The organism is Staphylococcus petrasii (assembly GCF_002902565.1).
Lineage (GTDB): Bacteria > Bacillota > Bacilli > Staphylococcales > Staphylococcaceae > Staphylococcus > Staphylococcus petrasii.
This window is the reverse complement of sequence record NZ_PPRC01000007.1, coordinates 1-23,604: the sequence shown is the minus strand read 5'-3', so window position 1 is coordinate 23,604 and position 23,604 is coordinate 1. Positions and strand designations below refer to the sequence as shown.

Here is a 23,604-nt window from a genome sequence, read left to right as displayed (position 1 = left end):
GATTGTTTAACAGCCTGTGCTATAACTTATGCAAATAGGCAATCAATTAGAAATCTAAGTTTGCGTATACTGCATTTTCTTCAATAAATTGTCTTCGATTCTCAACAACGTCGCCCATTAACATTTCAAATGTTTGGTCGGCATCTAAAGCATCTTCAAGTTTTACTTGTAACATCATGCGGTTTTCAGGATTCATTGTTGTTTCCCATAATTGATCCGCATTCATTTCTCCTAAACCTTTATAACGAGAAATTTGCCATTTAGGTGTAGGGTTAAGTTCTGATTTCAATTTGTCTAATTCACGGTCGTTAAACACATAGTATTTTTGTTTACCTTGTGTCAATTTATACAATGGTGGTTGTGCGATATAAACATATCCCGCTTCGATAAGTGGGCGCATAAAGCGATAAAAGAATGTTAATAATAGCGTTCTGATATGTGCACCATCGACATCGGCATCTGTCATGATAACAATCTTATGATAACGTGCTTTAGAAATATCGAATTCGCCACCAATACCCGTACCAAATGCTGTAATCATTTGACGAATTTCGTTGTTATTTAAGATACGGTCTAAACGTGCTTTCTCCACATTTAAGATTTTACCTCTTAACGGTAAAATTGCTTGTGTTTTAGAGTCACGACCTTCTTTTGTAGACCCCCCGGCAGAGTCACCCTCTACTAAGAAGATTTCACTTTCTTCCGGATTTTTACTAGAACAGTCTGCAAGTTTACCTGGTAAGCTTGAGATTTCTAAGGCAGATTTACGACGTGTCACTTCACGTGCTTTTTTAGCAGCTACACGTGCGCGTGATGCCATAATACCCTTTTCAACAATCGTTCTAGCCACATTAGGATGTTCATATAAGAATCTTTCAAAGTGCTCTGCGAACAATTTATCCACAATTTGACGCACTTCAGAGTTACCTAATTTCGTTTTAGTTTGTCCTTCGAATTGAGGATCGCCGTGTTTAATTGAAACAACCGCAGTCAAACCTTCACGTGTATCTTCACCAGATAAACGTTCTTTATCATCTTTAATGATTTTACTTTGCGTACCATAACTATTCAGCACACGTGTTAACGCACGTTTGAAACCATCTTCGTGTGTTCCGCCTTCATACGTATGAATGTTATTGGCATAAGATAATAAATTCGTTGCATAGCCACTGTTATATTGCATTGCAATTTCAATTTCTACGTCGTCTTTAGTTTGGTGAATATAAATTGGCTCATCGTGGATAGGCTCTTTATTCTCGTTTAATAATTCAACGTATGATTTAATACCACCTTCATAGTGATATGTATCTTCACGTTGTTCTTCTTCCTCACGTTCGTCTCTTAAAGTGATTGAAATACCTTTATTTAAGAAGGCCAACTCTCTGATACGTTTTTGAAGTGTATCGTAATTATAAATTGTTGTTTCAGTAAAGATTTCTGCATCGGCTTTAAAGCGAATCACTGTACCTGTTTTATCTGTTGAGCCAACTTCTTTAAGATCAAATTGAGGTACGCCGCGTTTATAAGCTTGATGATAAATTGTATCGTTACGATGAACGTATACTTCTAACTGCTCAGATAAGGCGTTTACAACAGATGACCCTACGCCGTGAAGACCACCAGAAACTTTGTATCCGCCACCGCCGAATTTACCACCGGCATGTAATACAGTTAAGATAACTTCTACTGCTGGGCGTCCCATTTTCTCTTGGATATCAACAGGAATACCACGGCCATTGTCAGTTACTTTAATCCAGTTATCTTTTTCAATAATGACTTCAATTTCATTGGCATAACCAGCAAGTGCTTCGTCGATACTGTTATCCACGATTTCCCATACTAAATGGTGTAAGCCTCTTTCTGAAGTTGAACCAATATACATACCAGGTCTTTTACGAACCGCTTCTAGTCCTTCTAATACCTGTATCTGTCCAGCACCATAATTATCTGTGTTGTTTACATCTGACAATGTATTCACCATCACTTTCTATTACTTAATAATTTCACCTTGACTGATTCGGTAGAGTTTCGCATTATTCATAATTTCATGATCGATGCCCTCTACTGACGTCGTGGTTACAAACGTTTGAACTTTATGTTGAATCGTACTTAATAAATGGGTTTGACGAGAATCGTCTAACTCACTTAGTACGTCATCTAATAACAAGATGGGATATTCTCCTACTTCAATATTCATTAATTCTATTTCTGCTAACTTGATAGATAAAGCAGTCGTACGTTGCTGCCCTTGTGAGCCATACGTCTGAGCATCCATACCGTTCACGTTAAACCCTAAGTCATCTCTATGTGGGCCGTATAAACACACACCGCGCTCCATTTCGCGTTTAATATTGTCATTTAACAAAGTCAGCACTTCGTCTAACAGTGCATTTTCATCCTTCTCTGTATCACTTAACTTAATACTTGGTAAATACTTTAATGACAATGTTTCACGCTCATTTGTGATACCTGAATGAATTGGTTTAGCTAAAGATTCTAGCTCTTTTATAAAATGGTCACGTCTTAACGTCACATTAAGGGCGTATTGCGCAAATTGTTGATTTAACACTTCCAACATGGTTGTGTCCGTCTTCTGACCAAGTTGTAACTGCTTCAAATAGTTATTCTTTTGCTTAAGAATACGTTGATATTGAGCTAAATCGTTTAAATAAACGGCAGATATTTGACCTAATTCCATATCTATAAAACGACGACGTATTTGAGGAGAACCTTTAACAATATTTAAATCTTCAGGCGCAAAAAGAACCACATTAAGATGTCCAACATACTGTGTTAGACGACTTTGCTCTAAGTGGTTCACTTTAACTTGTTTACCTTTTTTAGTTATAAACATTGTCAGTGGCATTGTTCCGTGTCTATAACTTAGCTCACCCTCTATTTTAGCATAATCAGCATTAAACCGTATGAGCTCCTTATCATTAGAAGTACGATGACTTTTTGCCAAAGCTAGCGTATAAATTGATTCAAGTAAATTTGTCTTCCCTTGGGCATTTTCACCAATAAGAATATTCACTTCAGGATAACAATTTAACGTAACCTCTTCATAGTTACGATAATTTTCTAATTGGAGTGTTTTAAGCTTCATTGTTCACCTTGATGAATAATGATTACAGAATCAATTTCAGGAATATCAGGGAAATCAATTCGATCTTGGTCAGCTAGTTTTTTACCGCGACGTGTTTCACGTTCACCGTTAATTAAAACTTCATAATCTTGTAAGAACCATTTTGCTTGTCCACCAGACTCTATGATGCCTTCTGTTTTAAGAAATTGACCTAACGTGATGTCGCCATCAACTACGACTTCTTGAACCAAAATAATCACTCCGTTTCTTTATGTGTCATTAATATATTATACCTTTTTTAGGATTAAATTTCATTTAAAATGGAATGTGAAACCGCTTACTTTAGTAGAAGTTTTTTATAAGCCGATTTTGATAGAGTTTTAGCTAGAATTTAAGGGGTTTGAAGCGGCTTTTTTGCTTTTTGAAAATGCTAATTTCATACGTTGAGGATTTGCCCATGTCCAATTTTTAATTTTAAGGCCTATTTTAGCTTAAAAATGAGAAAAACAATATTTATCCACAAGTCATTAACTCTTTAGCCACAGTGAATGGCTGAGAGGGCTTAAAATGAATTTTCAAAAACAAATAAAAAACAGGACGGAAATCTAATTTATGAAAAGATTTCACTGTCCTGCTCTTATAATTTCTAATATGTTCTGATTGGTAAGATCAATTGCGTTACTGAATCATCATTCTTAGGTTTAAGGATGAACGGTTTCATTGTACCGAAGAATTCAACTTCAACTTCATCATTATCGATTGCTTTTAAAGCGTCCATCATGTATCGAGAGTTGAATGAAATCTTCAAGTTACCGCCTTCAACATCAGTTGCTGTTACTTCTTCTTTTACAGTACCGATTTCAGGTGATGTTGAAGATAATTCTACTACCTCATTACCTGTACTTAATTTAATAACGTTATTGCCGCCTTCACGTGCAAGTAATGAAGCACGGTCGATTGCGTGATAAAACTCACCATTGTTTAAACCTAATTTGATTTCGTAATTCTCTGGGAACAAACGTGTCGTATCAGGATAATGACCTTCTAATAAACGAGAAATGAAGTTGACGTTACCTACTTTGAATAACACTTGGTTAGATGCAAAGAAGATATCGATGTCTTCAGCGCTGTCACTCATAATTTTATTTAATTCAGATAATGCTTTACCTGGAATAATGACATTTTTGTTTTCAGACTCATCTTCAAGTTTTAACTTTCTTACAGCCAAGCGGTGTGAGTCAGTCGCAGTGCATATTAATTCATTATCTTGTATAAGCCAGTTCACACCAGTTAATACTGGGCGTGTTTCTGAGGTGGACACTGCAAAATTTGTTTGCGCAATGATGTTTTTAAGCACTTTTACTGATAATTGAATCGCGTCATCACGTGAAACTTGTGGTAATAATGGGTATTGATCAGGATCTAAACCACTTAAGTTAAACTCTGAATGACCTGATGTAATTAGTGTTTGGAACTGTTCATTTGTTGATAATTTAACGTCTTTACCTGGTAATTTTTTGATAATATCTACAAAGAAACGACCAGGAAGTACTACAGAACCAGTTTCAGCAATAGTGACAATATCTTCACCATCTACTTGTTTAGGAATAGTGATTTCAATAGAGATTTCAGAATCTGAACCAGTAAGAATCACTTCGTTATCTTTAGCGTCAATCTTGATACCTGTTAAGATTGGTAAAGTTGTTCTTGGTGAGATTGCTTTTAATGTGTCATTTAATTGAGTGATAAAATAATCTCTTCTAATTGTGAATTCCATTATTAATTTAAACTCCTTCCAGTCGTTTATATATAAATTATATAGGTTTTAAATTCATAGTAATAGTAGTAGGGCCTGTGGATTAGTGGATATCTTAGAAAAAGCCTTAAATGGCAAAGTTATACACATGTGGATAAACTGTTGATGGTGTGTATTACTTTTAAACATTATCCACATATTCCTATTTTCATTTTAAAACAGCGGAAGCAATTTTTAACTCAAAAATTTAGCTTCTAAATCCACTTTTTTATTTCCCACTTTAATAGAATGTAATCTGTTATATAACAGTTGTAACTTATTGTTTACGAATTTCCTTCTCAAGATCTTCAACTTCTTGTTTGAAAATGCTATCTGCTTTAATATCATTAGCAATTTTTTCATGAGCGTGAATAACTGTCGTATGGTCACGGCCACCAAATTCTTCACCAATTTTTGGTAATGAAAAATCAGTCAATTCTCTAGATAAGTACATTGCAATTTGGCGTGGATAAGCAATAGATTTCGTACGTTTCTTCGCACTAAAGTCTTCAATGCGCACATTGTAGTAATGTCCCACAACTTTTTGAATATCTTGAATTGAAATCTTTTTAGATTTAGGTACTTGAATAATATCTTTAAGCGCTTCTGCTGCTAATTCAGTTGTGACAGGTCTTCCTTGAAGTTTTGAATAAGCAAGTAAACGCGTTAAAGCGCCTTCTAATTCACGGATGTTAGATTGAATTTGATTTGCGATATAATTCAATGCTTCAGCCGGGATTTCTAAATTCTCTTCTTCGATTTTCTTTTGAAGAATAGCCATACGAGTTTCATAGTCAGGTGGCGTAATATCAACGATTAAGCCCCATTCAAAGCGTGAACGTAAGCGATCTTCAAGCTTTGCAATTTCTTTAGGTGGGCGATCACTTGAAATAACAATTTGCTTTTTATTTTGATGTAACTCATTAAAAGTATGGAAGAATTCTTCTTGTGTTTGTTCTTTATTCTGAATAAATTGAATGTCATCAATCAGTAAAACATCGATATTTCTATATTTCTCTCTGAATGCTTCAGGTTCATTGTTACGAATAGATTTAATGAAGTCATTAGTAAATTTCTCACTAGAGGTATAAAGCACTTTGGCATTAGGTTGATTGCTTAATACATGGTGCCCGATCGCATGCATTAAATGCGTTTTACCTAAACCAACGCCCCCGTAAATAAATAAAGGATTATAGGCTTGAGCGGGTGCTTCAGCGACAGCTAAGCTTGCAGCATGAGGAAAACGGTTGCCAGGTCCAATAACGAAAGTATCAAACGTGTTGTGAGTATCGAATTGATCAGTACCTTCATGAGGTTCTTCAATCGTTTGTGTGTTAGTTTCTTTCGGTTTAGAAGCCTTGCGACTATTTTCATCGAGTTCAGCTAACTGTGCAGCAGTGAAAAATTTGGGATCAACTTCATAACCAATAATATCTTTCATAATGCTTTGTATAACGTCTTTGTAATTCGAATTTAACCAATTAGCGTAAAATTCATCAATGACATAAATATATGCAACATTATCACGAATTTCTTTGAGTTCTGTATCTTTTAAAAACGTATTAAAAGTAGTCTTTGAGATTTCTGTTTGAGCAACCTCTAATACCTTTTTCCAAATTTCTTGTTCTGACATATATAAACTCCATCTTTCTATAAATTTAAGACTTATACACAGAAATTAGAATGAGTGGATAAAAATAATCACAGCATGTTAATAATTATCCACAAGTTAATAACAATCGGTGGATAACTTTAGGTATGCTATGATTTATTCACACTAATTATGTATATAAAATCTATAAATAAATCCTGTAAAAATAATGAGTTAGACGACTTATCCACACAATTATACTTTTTAACTAGAATAGATGTCAATCGGCTGTGAATATGTTGTTAAATTTGGTATAAAGTTGTGAATATTGGGTTGATTATCCACAATATTTTCAATACTATATGTGAATAAGTGGATAAAAATAAACGTTATTTTTCAGAAGCTGAAAATGTACTATAACAGTTTTGGGAAATAATTTATAAACGTGTATTAAAAATGAATAAAATCGCTTTACTTAGGCGGAACTACAAATGTATAAATATTAATAATGAAGAAAAAGCAAATTTTAATAAAAAAATGTTGGGTTGCTTTTAAATGCTGCTTGCTTTATAAATGGTAATTTGTTATATTGTAGTAGTTGCTTGAATTATGACTAGATAAAATTTAATTAAATCAAGAATTTTGATATCAGAAAGTATAATTTATCTATTAAAATAATCAGGTTCATTCAGATTAATAATGAACTGGATAATAAGTAGATGGAGGTGTTTTGCATGGTAAAACGTACTTATCAACCAAATAAACGTAAACATAGTAAAGTTCATGGTTTCAGAAAACGCATGAGCACTAAAAATGGCCGTAAAGTTTTAGCGCGTCGTCGTCGTAAAGGCCGTAAAGTTTTATCAGCATAAGATCACTGACTTCTCAGTGGTCTTTTTTTTCGTTTGAAAGGTAATTAAAATAGAATAAAGTGACGATTCAAACGTAAATAGTTAAATAAATAGGTAAATTTAAAGAACAGATTAGAATAAGCGAGTGATGTAAACGTGGAGAAGGCGTATCGTATTAAAAAGAATGCGGATTTCCAAACTATTTATAAAAAAGGTAAATCCGTAGCAAACAGACAGTTCGTAGTTTACACCTATAATAGTAATAATGAACATTTTCGCTTAGGAATTAGCGTATCTAAAAAGTTAGGGAATGCCGTAACTAGAAATAGAATTAAAAGAGCTATCAGAGAAAATTTTAAAGTACACAAACAAGATCTCATTGCTCGCGATATTATCGTAATAGCAAGACAGCCTGCGAAAGATATGTCGACATTAGAAATTCAAGGCAGTTTAGAACACGTATTGAAGATTGCGAAAGTATTTAATAAGAAGATAAAGTAAATCGCTAATATAAGACATACTTCAGTCTAACTTCAGACAACCCGAAGTCTTACTTGATTGCGATAAATCAAGATATTCGCATTTTCAAAAGAAACAAATTACAATGTTATAATGAAATTTTACTTGGATAAGGAGGCGAGGATAATCATGGATTTTGATACAATAACTAGTATTTCAACGCCGATGGGTGAAGGTGCTATTGGTATTGTCCGTTTATCTGGACCACAAGCAGTAGAAATTGGAGATAAGCTATATAAAGGAAAGAAAAAATTAGAAGACGTAGATTCACATACGATTAACTACGGTCATATTGTAGACCCTGAAACGGATGAAGTGGTCGAAGAAGTAATGATTTCTGTGTTACGTGCGCCAAGAACATTTACACGTGAAGATATAATTGAAATCAACTGTCACGGTGGTATTTTAACAATTAATCGTATTTTAGAACTAACAATGACGCATGGCGCTCGAATGGCAGAGCCAGGTGAATATACAAAGCGTGCTTTCCTTAATGGACGTATTGATTTATCTCAAGCTGAAGCGGTAATGGATTTCATTCGTTCTAAAACAGATCGCGCTTCTAAAGTGGCAATGAACCAAATTGAAGGTCGTTTAAGTGATTTAATTAAACGCCAACGTCAATCTATTTTAGAAATTCTCGCACAAGTAGAAGTGAATATCGATTATCCAGAATATGACGATGTTGAAGATGCGACGACGGAATTCTTATTAGAACAGTCTAAGAAAATAAAAAATGAAATTAACCTTCTATTAGAAACTGGTACGCAAGGTAAAATCATGAGAGAAGGTCTTTCAACAGTTATTGTAGGTAAACCAAACGTAGGTAAATCTTCAATGTTAAATAACCTTATTCAAGATAATAAAGCCATTGTAACGGAAGTCGCAGGTACGACACGTGACGTTTTAGAAGAATACGTGAACGTCCGTGGCGTGCCATTAAGATTAGTGGATACAGCAGGTATTCGTGACACTGAAGATATTGTAGAGAAAATCGGTGTAGAACGTTCTCGTAAAGCATTAAGTGAAGCAGACTTAATCCTTTTCGTGCTTAATAATAATGAACCATTAACACAAGAAGATCGTACATTGTATGAAGTCATTAAAAATGAAGACGCGATTGTTATTATTAATAAAACTGATTTAGAACAAAAATTAGATATCGCAGAAGTTAAAGAAATGATTGGAGATACGCCTCTTATTCAAACGTCTATGTTAAAACAAGAAGGTATCGATGAATTAGAAATTCAAATTAGAGATTTATTCTTTGGTGGCGAAGTTCAAAACCAAGATATGACATACGTTTCTAATTCAAGACACATTTCGTTATTAAAACAAGCAAGACATGCGATTCAAGATGCCATTGATGCTGCGGAATCAGGTATTCCAATGGATATGGTTCAAATCGATTTAACACGTACTTGGGAATTACTTGGTGAAATTATTGGTGAATCTGCAAGTGATGAATTAATCGATCAATTATTTAGTCAATTCTGTTTAGGTAAGTAGTTAGTAATAAATATTAAAAAATGAGACGGTAGGGTGTCTTAATTTTCATAAATAAAAAAAGTAGGAATATATGAAGGAGGTCAATAAAGTGGTTCAAGAATATGATGTAATCGTCATTGGAGCGGGTCATGCTGGTATTGAAGCAGGCTTAGCTTCAGCAAGACGTGGCGCTAAAACATTAATGTTAACAATTAACTTAGATAATATCGCTTTTATGCCATGTAACCCATCAGTAGGGGGACCAGCTAAAGGTATTGTAGTACGTGAAATTGACGCATTAGGTGGCCAAATGGCGAAAGCGATTGATAAAACACACATTCAAATGCGTATGTTAAATACAGGGAAAGGTCCAGCAGTACGTGCGTTAAGAGCACAAGCGGATAAAGTCTTATACCAACAAGAAATGAAACGCGTGATTGAAGATGAAGAGAATTTAGACATCATGCAAGGTATGGTAGACGAATTAATTATTGAAGATGACGAAGTTAAAGGTGTACGCACAAATATTGGAACAGAATATCGTTCGAAAGCGGTTGTCATTACTACAGGTACATTCTTACGTGGTGAGATTATCTTAGGTAACATGAAGTATTCAAGTGGCCCGAACCATCAACTTCCTTCAATTACTTTAGCCGATAATTTAAGAGAACTTGGCTTTGAAGTCGTTCGTTTTAAAACGGGTACACCACCACGCGTGAATTCTAAAACAATTGATTACTCTAAGACAGAAATCCAACCTGGTGACGATGTAGGACGCGCGTTCAGCTTTGAAACAACTGAATATATTTTAGATCAACTTCCATGTTGGTTAACGTATACAAATGATAAAACGCATAAAGTAATCGACGATAATTTACATTTATCAGCTATGTATTCAGGAATGATTAAAGGTACTGGCCCACGTTACTGTCCATCAATTGAGGATAAATTTGTCCGTTTCAACGATAAACCTAGACACCAACTTTTCCTAGAGCCTGAAGGTCGCAATACGAACGAAGTGTACGTGCAAGGTTTATCAACGAGTCTTCCGGAACACGTGCAACGCGAAATGTTAGCAACGATTCCTGGTCTTGAAAAGGCCGACATGATGCGTGCAGGTTATGCCATTGAATATGACGCAATCGTGCCAACTCAATTATGGCCAACATTAGAAACTAAAATGATTAAAAACTTATACACTGCGGGTCAAATTAATGGTACGTCAGGATACGAAGAAGCGGCAGGTCAAGGTATCATGGCTGGTATTAACGCTGCAGGTAAAGTTTTAGGTACAGGCGAAAAAATCTTAAGCCGTTCAGACGCTTATATCGGCGTGTTAATCGACGACTTAGTGACAAAAGGTACGAACGAACCTTATCGTCTATTAACGTCTCGTGCCGAATATCGTTTATTACTTCGTCATGACAATGCAGACTTACGTTTAACTGATCTAGGCCATGAATTAGGTATGATTTCAGAAGAACGTTATGCACGCTTTAACGAAAAACGTCAACAAATTGAAGACGAAATTGAACGTTTAACAAATATTCGTATTAAACCTAATGAGCATACTCAATCTGTTATTGAAGCAAAAGGTGGTTCACGTCTTAAAGACGGTATCTTAGCTATTGATTTATTACGTCGTCCTGAAATGAGTTATGATACAATCTTAGAAATCTTAGAAGAAGACCACAAATTACCTGAAGCGGTTGAAGAACAAGTCGAAATTCAAACGAAATATGAAGGTTATATCAATAAATCATTACAACAAGTTGAAAAAGTAAAACGTATGGAAGAGAAGAAAATTCCAGAAGACTTAGATTATAGTAAAGTGGATAGTTTAGCGACTGAAGCTCGTGAAAAATTAGCTGAAGTTAAACCATTGAATATTGCGCAAGCATCACGTATTTCAGGCGTAAATCCAGCAGATATCTCAATCTTACTTGTTTATTTAGAACAAGGTAAATTGCAAAGGGTGAAAAGTTAATGAGTGGCGTAGAATGGCTAACTAAAGAATTAAGTGAACATGGAATTGAATTATCAGATAAACAAAAAAAACAATTTGAAACGTACTATAAATTGCTTGTTGAATGGAATGAAAAGATGAATTTAACAAGTATTACGGATGAACATGAAGTTTATTTGAAACATTTCTATGATTCTATTACACCAGGCTTTTATTATGACTTTAACCAACCACTTGCCATCTGTGATGTAGGGGCAGGTGCTGGTTTCCCAAGTATTCCATTGAAAATTGTTTATCCAGAGTTAAAAGTAACGATTGTCGATTCTTTAAATAAACGTATTCAATTCTTAAATCATTTAGCTGCTGAACTTGGTTTAACAGAAGTAAGCTTTGTTCACGATCGCGCCGAATTATTTGGTAAAGGCGCTAATCGAGAAACTTATGATGTTGTAACAGCACGTGCCGTAGCAAGATTAACTGTTTTAAGTGAGTTATGTTTACCTCTTGTTAAAAAAGGAGGACACTTCATCGCATTGAAGTCTTCAAAAGGAGAAGAAGAGTTAGAAGAAGCGCATTATGGGATTGGTATTTTAGGTGGTGTCTTCAGTGATTCTTATACATTCGACTTACCTGAAGATGCTGGCGAAAGACAGATGATTATTATTGATAAACGTCGTCAAACGTCTAAGAAGTATCCTAGAAAGCCCGGTACGCCTAATAAATCTCCTTTATTAGAAAATTAATCATAAAGACATGATAAAATTAATTTTAAGAGGAGTGAATGGATAATGAAAAAACCTTTTTCAAAATTATTTGGTTTAAAAAATAAAGAGGACATCGTTGGCTACATTGAAGAAGACCGTAATTCAAGTGTTGAATCCATTCAAATAGAGCGTATCGTTCCCAATCGCTATCAACCTAGACAAGTGTTTGATGCGAGCAAGATTGAGGAATTGGCAGAATCGATTGATGAACACGGGCTATTACAGCCGATTGTCGTACGTCCTATCGAAGAAGGCATGTACGAAATTATAGCTGGAGAACGACGTTTTAGAGCATTACAATCGTTGCATAAAGCTCAAGCAGACGTCATTATTCGCCATATGAATGACGAAGAAACAGCAGTGGTAGCGTTGATTGAGAATATTCAGCGTGAAAACTTGTCTGCGGTAGAAGAAGCGGAAGCTTATAAAAAATTACTTGAGATTGGCGAAACAACACAAAGTGAACTTGCGAAAAGTTTAGGTAAAAGCCAAAGCTTTATTGCGAATAAATTGAGATTACTTAAATTAGCGCCAAAAGTAATTACGCGTTTACGAGAAGGTAAGATTTCAGAGCGTCATGCTCGTGCGGTTCTATCTCTTGAACATGAAGAACAAGAAAAGCTAATTGAACAAGTGATAAACCAAAAATTAAACGTTAAACAAACAGAAGCCCGCGTAAAACAAAAAGTCGGACCTGAAAAAGTTAAAGCTCAAAACTTCCAATTTGAGAAAGATTTAACACAAGCCCGAGATGAAGTCGGAAAAAGTATACAGGCTATCGAATCGTCAGGCATACGCGTAGAACAACGCGATAAAGACCATGATGATTATTACGAAATTAAAATTAAAATATATAAAAAGTAGAAATATCCTCCTTTCACGAGAGGCTAAATTTAGCTGATAGTGAAAGGAGGATTTTTGTGTGTTATGAGGAAAAGAGGAATATTGCATGATGCGTGAGGGCGGGCGAAATAATTTGAAAATTAGTGATATTTTATTCGATATTTACAACTGAGTTGTTTAGTCTTACAATATTATTAAACGAAACGTTTCGTTTAATAATTAATGAAGAAGGGTTTCAAAGTGTTCGGGATATCAATTTCAAGTGCTATACTTCATTTTGTCATTGGCGGACTAGCCGTCGCCTTTGCCTCTATTATGGCTGAAAAAGTTGGCGGTAAAATGGGTGGTATTATCGCAACTATGCCCGCAGTCTACCTCGCAGCTGTAATCGCCTTAGCAATAGACCATCGTGGCGATAAGCTTGTTCAAATGTCTATTCATTTAAGTGCTGGTGCGGTTATCGGCATCATTTCATGTATTATTACTGTCTTTTTAACTTCTCTCTATATTAGTAAAAGAGATTATAAACGAGGTACGATTTTCGCATTAATTTGCTGGGTCGTTATTTCACTTTCTATTTTTGCAGTTAGACATATTTCGTAATAGTTGGAGGCATTTTCAATGAAATTAGCATTTATTAAATTTCTTGTAGGTGGCATGGCTGTCACGTTAAGTTACATTATTTCAGTTCTTTTACCTTGGAAAGAACTAGGTGGGGTATTTGCTACTTTACCTGCAGTCTTTTTAGTTTCACTATTTATTACAGGCATGCAACATGGCGATGTCATTGCGAAACACGTGAGTAGAGGCGCTGTTTTTGGAATGACTGGCGTATTATTTAGTATCTTAGCAACTTGGGCGATGCTATACTATACTAATCAATGGTTATTAAGCATTGTAGTAGGATTTATCGTATGGTTTGTTAGTGCGGTAATCATATTTGAACTAGTAGAATTTATTGCGCATTTAAGAAGGGGAAAACATGGCTGGAAGACCGAAAGATCCGACAATCAATCATAAAATATTTAACGAGATAGATAAATTATTAGAAGATACACATTTTAGAGAGATTACAATTGATGAACTTGCAGAGAACACAGGTATCTCTAAAGCTACAATATATCGCCGTTGGAAAGATAAAGCATCAATTATTGTAGATATGTTTGTCAGTCGAACTCAAATTTTTGAACATGAATATGAAGATTTATATAGTGATTTGTATGAATTCTTAATAAGAATTATGGAAGTTTATAAAACAAACTTAGGACGTGCGGTAATTGAAATATTGATTAGTAATCAACAAAGTGAAGCACGAGAACTATTTATGAAAGGTTACTTTGAAAGTAATCGTAAGAGTTTAAAGGCTATTGTGGCTAGACATATTGATGAAGCGGATCAAGATATGTTTATTGATTTAATTTTCTCACCTATCTATTTTAATATTTTGATTAAACCTAATGTATTAGATGAAGATTATATCGAAAGAATGTTAAAAATCGTATTGAAAGCATTTGGAAAGTGATACAAGAATGAGAGTGATTCTTGTATCATTTTTTTATAATAATGAATAAAAAAGACCTAAGAAGAGCAAAGTCTTCTTAGGTCTTTGGTAGTTAAAGGAGATTATTTATCTTCTTTTTTTCTTCTTCTACCGAATAATAAGATGCTACCTAAACCTGCAAACATTGTAGCTAATAATGGTGCGTTAGTGTTAGTTTCTTCGCTACCAGTTTTAGGAAGATGTTTAGGTTTATTAGGTTGTTCAGGTGTTGGTGGCACGTGATGTGTCGGTGGTACACCTGGTTTTTCTGGTGGGTTGCCTGGCGGAGTCACTGGTGGTTTCTCCGGTGTTTTAGGCGGATGATGTGGTGGATGAACCGGTGGTTTACCTGGTTTTGGTGGTACTGGTGGTTTAACTTTATTGTTAAACTCAGTATCATTTAATCCGACTGCTTTACCACCTGTACTGATGTAATTTACAGTTGCTTGTAAATCACCAGTTGTTGGATTTTCAGTCACTACCACAGTTGCCACGATTGACATTGTATCGTAATCAACGTTAGCTTCTGTTCCCACTTTTTCAGTGATTAGGTAAGAGTAAGTTCCTACTTTATTAAATTTAATTGGTAAGAAGTTCACTTTACCATTAGCATCGTTTGTTGCTAATTGAACTGGGTGATCAGGGTTATTTAAGTCAGTTAAGATGAATGTGTAATCTCCACCTTTAAGTTGACCACCTTCAAGTTTCTTAGTCACTTTGAATTCAAAGTTAGCCGGTACTGGTTTCACTTTGTTAACACGTTTTTCTGATGGTTTTGGTGGTGGTACTTCGTTTCCACCTTTAACTGGATTGTAGAATTGAACTGATTGGTTCGCAACGTTAGTGATGTCTTTATTAGCTTTGGCATCGCCTTTAATTACGCCGACAATGTCAAATTTGTAGTAACGACCAAATGGAATTTGTTCGTTATCTAATACGTGATCTTTCACTAAGCTTTCTTTAGATGTAGCAGTGATGACACCATTTTCGTTAGTGATATCGAATAAGTATGTTACATCTTTTCCAGTAATACCATCGTAAGCTTTAATGCTTTGTACTGCTACGCTTGATTCATCGTAATCATCTGTAATACCTAATTTATTAATTTTATTAGCAGCAGTTAATTGAGTAGTGTCTAACCATACTTGATATACGATTTTATCTCCACGATTAAGTGCTTTTGTATTAATATTTTCAGGTTCATTGTTACTTGATTGGTCAGCGTATGGGTTGTTATTAGTGTCAGCGTATTTATTAGCTAATTCGCTGTCATCATCTAATAATTTATGACCTGTTACATCGAATTTTTCTACTGATAAATCGAATTTTTCAGGTTGGAATACAGGAGTTGGTGGAACTGGTGGTTTAACAGTGTTGTTAAACTCAGTATCATTAGCTCCTATAGATTTACCGCCTGTGCTTACGTATTTAACAGCCGCTTTTAAGTTACCTGTAGCTTCATCTTTAGTTACATTTACGTTAACTACAATGTTCATTGCATCGTAATCAACATTTGCATCTGTACCTAATTTTTCAGTAACAAGGTAAGAATGAGTGCCTACTTCTTTATATTTCATAGTTGAGAATTTCACAATACCGTTTGCGTCGTTTGTTACTTCTTGAACGACTTGGTTAGGATTATCTAAATCAGTTAATACGAATGTGAAGTCTCCGCCTTTAAGTTGGCCACCTTCAAGTTTCTTAGTTACTTTAAGCTCGATATCAGCTGGTGCAGGTTTCACTTTGTTAACACGTTTTTCTGATGGTGGTGGAGGTGGTACTTCATTTCCACCTTTAACCGGGTTAAAGAATTGTACAGATTGGTTTGCAACGTTTGTAATATCTTTTCCGGCTACTGCGTCAGCTTTGATTTTACCTACGATATCAAATTTGTAGTAACGTCCGAATGGCATTTGTTCGTTATCAATGACATGATCTTTCACTAAGCTTTCTTTAGATGTAGCTGTGATGACACCATTGTTATTAACGATATCGAATAGATGAGTTACATCTTGACCAGTTACACCGTCATAAGCTTTGATATCAGATACATCTACGCTTGTTTCATCGTAGTCATCAGTGATACCTAATTGATTGATTTTATTTTCAGCAGTTAATTTAGTTGTATCTAACCATACTTGGTAAACGATTTTATCTCCACGATTTAATTCTTTCGTGTTGATGTTTTCAGGTTCGTTGTTATCAGATTTGTCAGCGTAAGGATCTTTATTAGTATCAGCGTATTTATTAGCTAATTCGCTGTCATCATCTAATAATTTGTGACCAGTTAAATCGAATTTTTCTACTGATAAATCAAATTTCTCAGGTTGATATTTAGGTGTTGGTGGAACTACTGGTGGCGGTGGTGTGATAGTGTTATTGAACTCAGTATCATTTGAACCAATAGAGTTACCACCTGTACTTACGTACTTAACATTTGTTTTTAAGTTGCCAGTAGCTTCATCTTTAGTAACATCAACATTTACAACGATTGACATTGTATCGTATTTAACGTTTTGTTCTGTACCAACTTTTTCAGTAACAAGGTAAGAATGAGTGCCTACTTCTTTATATTTGATTGGTAAGAATTTAACATTACCATTTGCATCATTAGTTGCTTGTTGTACTGGTTGATCAGGATTTGCTAAATCAGTTAATACGAATGTGAAGTCTCCGCCTTCAAGACGTTTAGTTACTTTAAGTTCGATATTAGCTGGTTCTGGTTTCACTTTGTTGACACGTTTTTCTGATGGTGGTGGAGGTGGTACTTCGTTTCCACCTTTAACCGGATTGTAGAATTGTGCAGATTGGTTTGCAACGTTTGTAATATCTTTTCCGGCTACTGCGTCAGCTTTGATTTTACCAACGATATCAAATTTGTAGTAACGTCCGAATGGCATTTGATTATTATCAATCACGTGGTCAGTTACTAAGCTTTCTTTAGTAGTAGCTGTGATAACACCGTTGTTGTTAACGATATCGAATAGATGAGTAACGTCTTGACCTGTTACGCCATCGTAAGCTTTGATATCAGAAACTTCGACACTTGCTTCATCATAATCATCAGTAATACCTAATTGATTAATTTTATTTGCAGCAGTTAATTTAGTTGTATCTAACCATACTTGGTATACGATTGCATCTCCACGATTTAATTCTTTCGTATTGATGTTTTCAGGTTCGTTGTTATTAGATTGGTCAGCGTAAGGGTTGCTATTAGTATCAGCATATTTATTAGCTAATTCGCTATCATCGTCTAATAATTTGTTTCCTGTTAAATCGAATTTTGGCACTGATAAATCGAATTTTTCCGGTTGGAAGTGTGGTGGTGTTGGTGGTTTAACAGTGTTGTTAAACTCAGTATCATTTGCACCAATAGATTTACCGCCTGTGCTTACGTATTTAACATTTGTTTTTAAGTTGCCAGTAGCTTCGTCTTTAGTTACATCAACATTTACTACAACAGACATTGTGTCATAGTCAACGCTTGCATCTGGTCCAACTTTTTCAGTAACAAGGTAAGAATGAGTGCCTACTTCTTTGTATTTCATAGTTGAGAATTTCACAACGCCATCTGCATCGTTTGTTACTTCTTGAACAACTTGATCAGGGTTAGCTAAATCAGTTAATACGAATGTGAAGTCTCCACCTTTAAGTTGGCCACCTTCAAGTTTCTTAGTTACTTTAAGTTCGATGTCAGCTGGTGCAGGTTTTACTTTGTTCACACGTTTTTCAGATGGTTTTGGTGGTGGTACTTCATTTCCACCTTTAACCGGGTTGAAGTATTGAACAGATTGGTTAGCAACGTTCGTAATATCTTTGTCTGCTACAGCATCAGCTTTGATTGAACCTACAATATCAAATTTATAGTAGCGACCAAATGGAATTTGTTCGTTATCTAATACGTGGTCTTTGATTAAGCTTGCTTTAGATGTAGCTGTAATCACGCCATTTTCATTTGTGATATCGAATAAGTTAGTTACATCTTGACCAGTTACGCTATCGTAAGCTTTAATGTCACTTACGTCTACGCTTGTTTCGTCGTAGTCATCAGTGATACCCACTTTACTGATTTTGTTTTCTGCACCTAATTGAGTTGTATCTAACCATACTTGGTAAACGATTTTATCGCCACGAGTTAATGTTTTAGTATTGATGTTTTCAGGTTCGTTGTTATCTGATTGATCTGCATAAGGGTTAGCATTTGTATCCGCATATTTATTAGTTAATTCACTATCATCATCTAATAATTTATTACCTGTAATATCAAATTTTTCCGCTGATAAATCGAATTTTTCAGGTTGGAATACAGGTGTTGGCGGTACAAATGTATTGTTAAATTCAGTGTCTGCTGGTGCTACTGAAGTTGCTGTAAGTACGTGTAAATCTTTAGTAACGTTTACAGTTACAGTTGCTTTCATAGCATCGCTTGTTACACCTACTTCAGTGCTTGGTACTTCTTCTACTGTATAAGTGAATGATTTACCAGCATCTGCATTAGTGTAAGTAGGGCGTTTACCGTCAACGAATGTGAAAGTAATCTTACCTGCAGCATTGTTTGTACCAGTGGCAATGACTTCACCATTAGCATCTTTCATATTGAATTGGAATTCTTGGTCTTTTAAGTCACGACCAGTTAAAGCTTTAGTAAACTCAACATCAAAATTCAATTCTTTAGGTGCTACATAGAAGTTGTTGAATTCTGTGTCATCTGGTGTAAGAACTACAGCTTCATAGTTACCAGTAGTTGAATTTTTAGAAACATTAACTGTTACAGTTGCTTCCATTGGATCATAGTCAATGTTTGCATCAGTGCCTACAACTTCTTTAATAGTGTAAGTATGTGAGCCTTCTTCATCGTATGAAATTTCATCAAATGAAACTTTGCCATCTTTATTTGATACTGTTTGAAGCACTTCGCCATTTTCAGAAAGTGTGAATTGGAATTCACCATCAGTTAATGCTTTACCAGTTAACGCTTTAGTAAATTCAATTTTAGCTTTCGCTGGTGTTGGTGTGTAAATATTGTTGAATTCAGTATCACTAGGCGCCACAGAAGTTACAGTTAATACATGTAAGTCTTTCGTTACATTAACAGTAACTTTCGCTTTCATTGGGTCGCTTGTCATACCTTGTTCGTCACTAGCAACTTCTTCTACAGTGTAAGTAAATGATTTACCAGCGTCTGCATTAGTGTAAGTTGGACGTTTACCATCAACGAATGTGAAGTTGATTTTACCTTCAGCATTGTTAGTACCAGTCGCAATCACGTCACCATTAGCATCTTTCATATTGAAGTGGAATTCTTGATCTTTTAAGTCACGGCCAACTAATTCTTTAGTGAATTGAACATCGAAGTTTAATTGTTTAGGCGTAACGTAATAGTTATGGAATTCGCTATCAGCTGCAGGGATGATTTCTGCTGCTAATAAACCTGTAGAAGGTGATTGATAAACGTTGACTGTTACAACGGCTACCATTGAATCATAATCAATGTTTGGATCAGTACCAGCTACTTCTTTAATTGTATAACTATGCAATCCAACTTCATCATAAGTGAGGTCGTCGAATACTACTTTACCGCCTTTATTCGTAACGGTTTGAAGTACTTCACCATTCTCAGAAATAGTAAATTGGAATTCACCATCTGTTAAATCTTTACCGATTAATGATTTAGTAAATTCGATTTTTGCTTTTGCTGATGGTGGAGTGAAGACGTTATTGAATTCTTTATCAGCCGGTGCCACAGAAGTTACAGTTAAAACATGTAAACCTTGATCTTCTGATTTTGTCACATTAACAGTAACTTTCGCTTTCATTGGGTCACTAGTAATGTTTTCTAAATCACTTGGAACCTCTTCTACTGTGTAAGTAAATGTTTTACCAGCATCTGCGTTAGTGTAAGTTGGGCGTTTACCATTAACGAATTCGAAAGTAATAATACCTTGAGCGTTGTTAGTACCAGTCGCGATGACTTCACCGTCAGCATTTTTCATGTTGAAGTGGAACTCACCATCATTTAATGGACGACCAGTTAATTCTTTAGTGAATTGAACATCAAAGTTTAATTGTTTTGGTGCTACATAGTAGTTATTAAACTCAGTGTCATCAGGCATTTCGACTACAGTGCTAAGTTCGTGTGTACTTGGATTTTCATTGACATTAACTGTAACAGTCGCTTCCATTGGATCGTTGTCGTAATTAGCGTCGTTACCTCTTACTTCTTTAATAGTATAAGTATGGCTACCTTCACTATCATAAGAGATATCTTCAAATGTTACTTTACCGTTTTTATTGCTAACTGTTTGAAGCACTTCACCATTCTCAGAAAGTGTAAATTCAAATGCACCATCAGTTAATTTTTTACCTGCTAATACTTTAGTAAATTCAATTTTTGCTTTTGCAGGGTTACGTGTATAAATGTTGTTAAATACAGTATCTGAAGGTGCTACAGAAGTTACTGTAAGTACATGAAGACTTTGGTCTTGGCTCTTAGTCACATTAACAGTAACTTTCGCTTTCATTGGGTCATAAGTAAGACCTTCTTCATTACCAGGAACCTCTTCAACAGTGTAGGTAAATGTTTTACCAGCATCAGTGTTAGTGTAAGTTGGACGTTTACCGTCGATGAAAGTAAAGTTAATTTGACCTTGAGCATCGTTAGTACCAGTCGCAATAACTTCACCGTTAGCATTTTTCATGTTGAAGTGGAATTCTCCGTTATTTAACGGACGTCCTGCTAATTCTTTTGTGAAGTGTACATCGAAGTTCAATTGTTTAGGTGCTACGTAATAGTTAGTGAATGCTTGGTTATTATCATTATCAGAAGCATATGCATAACTTACGTTTGATTTTAAGACACCATTTTCTTCTGTTACTTTAACCGTAGCTGTTACTGTTAAAGGTTCAGCATCATAATTTGAACTTAAGTTTGTTTTGTTTTCAGTGATTGTGTACGTATAAGTACCTGGTTTTGAGAATGCAATTTTATCAAATGTAACTGTACCATTCGCATCATTTGTTTTTGTTTGTGAAGCTACTGGGATAGCCGGTGAATTAGGGCCAGCTGCGATGTTGAAAGTAAATTGTCCATTAGTTACAGGGATTTCTCCGCCAGGTAAAGAAGAAGTACCTTTAACAACTTTTTTCGCAGTTAATGTTACTTCAACTGGTTCGATTTTAGTGTAGTAGTAAATAACTGGGTGCGCTTTAGTTAATAAGTTTTGTAAACGGAAGTTACTTCCTCGACCTACTTGTACACCATTTATAGTTTGATCAGGTACGAAGACGTTACCTACAGCACCTTCACCAGCACTAGTTGGTTGGATAAGGAATGGTTTTGTATAACCAGGGATAAGAATTTGTTTACCTAAGTCATTCATATTCTTTTCGCCAGGTTTTAATGTTGCTTCGTATACTTTCACATAGTTGGTTGTATCAATACCTGTATTTTTCGCTGATTCAGACATGTGGTCAGCAGATAAAGTCCAAACTTCAATACGTGTTGTACCATCTTCACCAACGATTTCTTTAATACGTTTTACCCCACCGTTGTTTGTTTCGGCATCAACGTATCTTAAACCTACTTGATAAGGACGAGTCATTGGACCAGTCATATTGGCAGGATCAGCCATTTGATATAAATGGTAACCTTCAAATTGACGTACGTTTGAGGCAGTATATGTTTGACCATCCATACCTTTAATTGTGTAACGTGCTAATTCTTTTTCAGTACGGTTTGGTTCATAAGTTTGCGCATTTACATCAGTTTTATTCGCTTGATAAGTAGGGTTGTTTTTATTAACTACACGATAGTACGCAGTTTCAGGCACAATTTGAGGAATATAGTATTGCGGGTCCGTAATAGTTGTTCCTTCATTGGCTTGGTTAAATACGTCATAGATTTGCATACCACTACGTTCATCTTCTAAGCTACCTTGATCATCAATCGCGAAACGAGCTCTGATAGTTGAAAGTGTGTTTTTAAATGAATCTAATGTTTGTAAAAACGTGAAGTTAATATGACCATATTTAGCTTTTTTAGGGTCACGTGCAGCAACCGCTCTTGCTAAAGTAGATTCACCAATTGATACAGTTCCAGGTGAATTAATATTCTTAGTTTCAACTACAGAATTTGTTTCACCATCAACTAATTCAATTGTTACATTATTAGAATCATCGTATGGTTTTGATAAACGGTAGTAATATTTTGTTCTATATGCCGCGTTAAAGTTTTTCAAATCGGTAATCGCAAATGTATATTGACTAGGATTTGGATTTTTTTCGAATAATACATTTTGAGTAGGGATTGTATTTGAATCCTTAGGTCTTGGAATCACTACATCTCTACTTTTAACTGTTGCACCATTTGGATCATCCATGTTTGGTGTTGCTTTAGTAGTTGTATCTTCTAATACACCTTCTGATGAAAGTGGTGCAGTTGCCGAACGGCGTGAACGTTTATGCACTACAGGTTGACTAGTTGTATCTGAAGCAGCTGTAACTGTGTTTGTTTCAGTTTGAGGAGCAGAGTCAGTTTTTGCTTCTCTGTCTTCAGCTTTAACTGTTGAAGTAGGCGCGGCTTCAACTGTAGCTTTAGCTTCAGTATTTGATTGTGCAGTAGCTGGTGCTTAAGATGTTGGAGCTTCTTGTGCAACTGCATTCTCTTTATTTGTAGTTTCAGGTTGAGAAACCTCGTTCGTATTGGCTTAAGTTACTGGGGCTTTAGCGTCAGGGTTAGCTGAGCTGTTAGCCGTTGTCGAATTCTTGCTGTTAGCGTCCAATTCGCTGGCATGCGCAACGTCTTGAACACCCAAAATTAGAAACGTTCCTAATAAAACCGATCCCGTTCCAATCGAGAACTTTCTTATTGAGAACTTCTGTTTCACTCGTTGTTTCAAATCTTGATGTCCTCCAGTATTAAATTATAGTTTAGGCCTATATTTATATTATAAATGAAATAATGTAAAAAACAATATTAAAATAAAATATTTATAAAATTTGAATGTAAATATTTCTTGTTAATATAAATGTTTTTTGCATACATAATTAAGCAAAATTTTTAAGGCATATTATATAACTAAAATTATAAAAATCTGCATTAAAAAGCACCTTCAAGGAGAAAATATCTTACCTCAAAGGTGCTTGCGAGTAGTGGAATAT

16 protein-coding genes are annotated in these 23,604 nt (G+C 35.2%); 9 read left to right on the top strand and 7 right to left on the bottom strand.

Going from position 1 to position 23,604, the window contains the following annotated elements; genetic code table 11:
* Positions 1-46 precede the first annotated feature (46 nt).
* From gyrB to dnaA, 5 genes are all read right to left on the bottom strand, one after another.
* The gene (gyrB, locus tag CD127_RS01470) at positions 47-1,981 is read right to left on the bottom strand and encodes a DNA topoisomerase (ATP-hydrolyzing) subunit B (protein WP_103297283.1); all 1,935 of its coding nucleotides are present in this window, start codon (positions 1,979-1,981) and stop codon (positions 47-49) included.
* 9 nt (positions 1,982-1,990) lie between these two features.
* The gene (gene recF / locus CD127_RS01465) at positions 1,991-3,106 is read right to left on the bottom strand and encodes a DNA replication/repair protein RecF (protein WP_103365490.1); all 1,116 of its coding nucleotides are present in this window, start codon (positions 3,104-3,106) and stop codon (positions 1,991-1,993) included.
* A complete protein-coding gene (gene yaaA / locus CD127_RS01460) occupies positions 3,103-3,345 on the bottom strand; it encodes a S4 domain-containing protein YaaA (protein WP_174694733.1) in 243 nt (80 codons plus the stop codon). Before yaaA ends, recF begins: the two co-directional genes overlap by 4 nt.
* A gap of 386 nt (positions 3,346-3,731) precedes the next feature.
* Positions 3,732-4,865, bottom strand: coding sequence for a DNA polymerase III subunit beta (dnaN, locus tag CD127_RS01455; protein WP_103365489.1), 1,134 nt, complete (start codon positions 4,863-4,865; stop codon positions 3,732-3,734).
* A 292-nt stretch (positions 4,866-5,157) separates the two neighbouring features.
* Positions 5,158-6,513: a chromosomal replication initiator protein DnaA gene (dnaA, locus tag CD127_RS01450; RefSeq protein ID WP_103365488.1), complete on the bottom strand. Its 1,356-nt coding sequence runs from the start codon at positions 6,511-6,513 to the stop codon at positions 5,158-5,160.
* Positions 6,514-7,205: 692 nt separating this feature from the next.
* Between dnaA and rpmH the strand changes: the two genes are divergently transcribed.
* The 9 genes from rpmH to CD127_RS01405 all read left to right on the top strand — a co-directional run bounded on the left by rpmH (position 7,206) and on the right by CD127_RS01405 (position 14,424).
* Positions 7,206-7,343 (top strand): 50S ribosomal protein L34, encoded by a 138-nt coding sequence (gene rpmH, locus CD127_RS01445; RefSeq protein ID WP_000240855.1) that lies wholly within the window; start codon positions 7,206-7,208, stop codon positions 7,341-7,343.
* Between the two features lie 135 nt (positions 7,344-7,478).
* A complete protein-coding gene (gene rnpA, locus CD127_RS01440; RefSeq protein ID WP_103297289.1) occupies positions 7,479-7,823 on the top strand; it encodes a ribonuclease P protein component in 345 nt (114 codons plus the stop codon).
* 147 nt (positions 7,824-7,970) lie between these two features.
* Positions 7,971-9,350: a tRNA uridine-5-carboxymethylaminomethyl(34) synthesis GTPase MnmE gene (gene mnmE, locus CD127_RS01435; protein ID WP_103365487.1), complete on the top strand. Its 1,380-nt coding sequence runs from the start codon at positions 7,971-7,973 to the stop codon at positions 9,348-9,350.
* An 88-nt stretch (positions 9,351-9,438) separates the two neighbouring features.
* Entirely contained in the window at positions 9,439-11,316 is a 1,878-nt protein-coding gene (gene mnmG / locus CD127_RS01430) for a tRNA uridine-5-carboxymethylaminomethyl(34) synthesis enzyme MnmG (protein ID WP_103297291.1), read from the top strand.
* Positions 11,316-12,038 (top strand): 16S rRNA (guanine(527)-N(7))-methyltransferase RsmG, encoded by a 723-nt coding sequence (gene rsmG / locus CD127_RS01425; RefSeq protein WP_103365486.1) that lies wholly within the window; start codon positions 11,316-11,318, stop codon positions 12,036-12,038. The genes mnmG and rsmG overlap by 1 nt, the downstream gene beginning before the upstream one ends.
* Before the next feature lie 45 nt (positions 12,039-12,083).
* Positions 12,084-12,923: a nucleoid occlusion protein gene (gene noc / locus CD127_RS01420; protein WP_103365485.1), complete on the top strand. Its 840-nt coding sequence runs from the start codon at positions 12,084-12,086 to the stop codon at positions 12,921-12,923.
* A 219-nt stretch (positions 12,924-13,142) separates the two neighbouring features.
* Complete coding sequence (locus CD127_RS01415; protein WP_103297294.1) at positions 13,143-13,505, top strand: DUF3147 family protein; 363 nt, start codon at positions 13,143-13,145, stop codon at positions 13,503-13,505.
* Between the two features lie 18 nt (positions 13,506-13,523).
* On the top strand, positions 13,524-13,922 hold the full coding sequence (locus CD127_RS01410) for a DUF3147 family protein (RefSeq protein ID WP_103365484.1): 399 nt from the start codon (positions 13,524-13,526) through the stop codon (positions 13,920-13,922).
* Positions 13,885-14,424: a TetR/AcrR family transcriptional regulator C-terminal ligand-binding domain-containing protein gene (locus tag CD127_RS01405; protein ID WP_103365483.1), complete on the top strand. Its 540-nt coding sequence runs from the start codon at positions 13,885-13,887 to the stop codon at positions 14,422-14,424. The genes CD127_RS01410 and CD127_RS01405 overlap by 38 nt, the downstream gene beginning before the upstream one ends.
* A gap of 101 nt (positions 14,425-14,525) precedes the next feature.
* Here the strand turns inward: CD127_RS01405 and CD127_RS12825 are convergent, their stop codons facing one another.
* A complete protein-coding gene (locus tag CD127_RS12825; RefSeq protein WP_235851317.1) occupies positions 14,526-22,910 on the bottom strand; it encodes a Spy0128 family protein in 8,385 nt (2,794 codons plus the stop codon).
* 240 nt (positions 22,911-23,150) lie between these two features.
* On the bottom strand, positions 23,151-23,330 hold the full coding sequence (locus CD127_RS12820; RefSeq protein WP_235851332.1) for a YSIRK-type signal peptide-containing protein: 180 nt from the start codon (positions 23,328-23,330) through the stop codon (positions 23,151-23,153).
* Positions 23,331-23,604: the final 274 nt, after the last annotated feature.

What these genes read in the sequence shown, in the direction of transcription:
- gyrB (WP_103297283.1), bottom strand. Translation starts at nt 1,981, where the DNA reads ATGGTGAATACATTGTCAGATGTAAACAACACAGATAATTATGGTGCT.
- recF (WP_103365490.1), bottom strand. Translation starts at nt 3,106, where the DNA reads ATGAAGCTTAAAACACTCCAATTAGAAAATTATCGTAACTATGAAGAG.
- dnaA (WP_103365488.1), bottom strand. Translation starts at nt 6,513, where the DNA reads ATGTCAGAACAAGAAATTTGGAAAAAGGTATTAGAGGTTGCTCAAACA.
- rpmH (WP_000240855.1), top strand. Translation starts at nt 7,206, where the DNA reads ATGGTAAAACGTACTTATCAACCAAATAAACGTAAACATAGTAAAGTT.
- mnmE (WP_103365487.1), top strand. Translation starts at nt 7,971, where the DNA reads ATGGATTTTGATACAATAACTAGTATTTCAACGCCGATGGGTGAAGGT.
- rsmG (WP_103365486.1), top strand. Translation starts at nt 11,316, where the DNA reads ATGAGTGGCGTAGAATGGCTAACTAAAGAATTAAGTGAACATGGAATT.
- noc (WP_103365485.1), top strand. Translation starts at nt 12,084, where the DNA reads ATGAAAAAACCTTTTTCAAAATTATTTGGTTTAAAAAATAAAGAGGAC.
- CD127_RS01410 (WP_103365484.1), top strand. Translation starts at nt 13,524, where the DNA reads ATGAAATTAGCATTTATTAAATTTCTTGTAGGTGGCATGGCTGTCACG.
- CD127_RS01405 (WP_103365483.1), top strand. Translation starts at nt 13,885, where the DNA reads ATGGCTGGAAGACCGAAAGATCCGACAATCAATCATAAAATATTTAAC.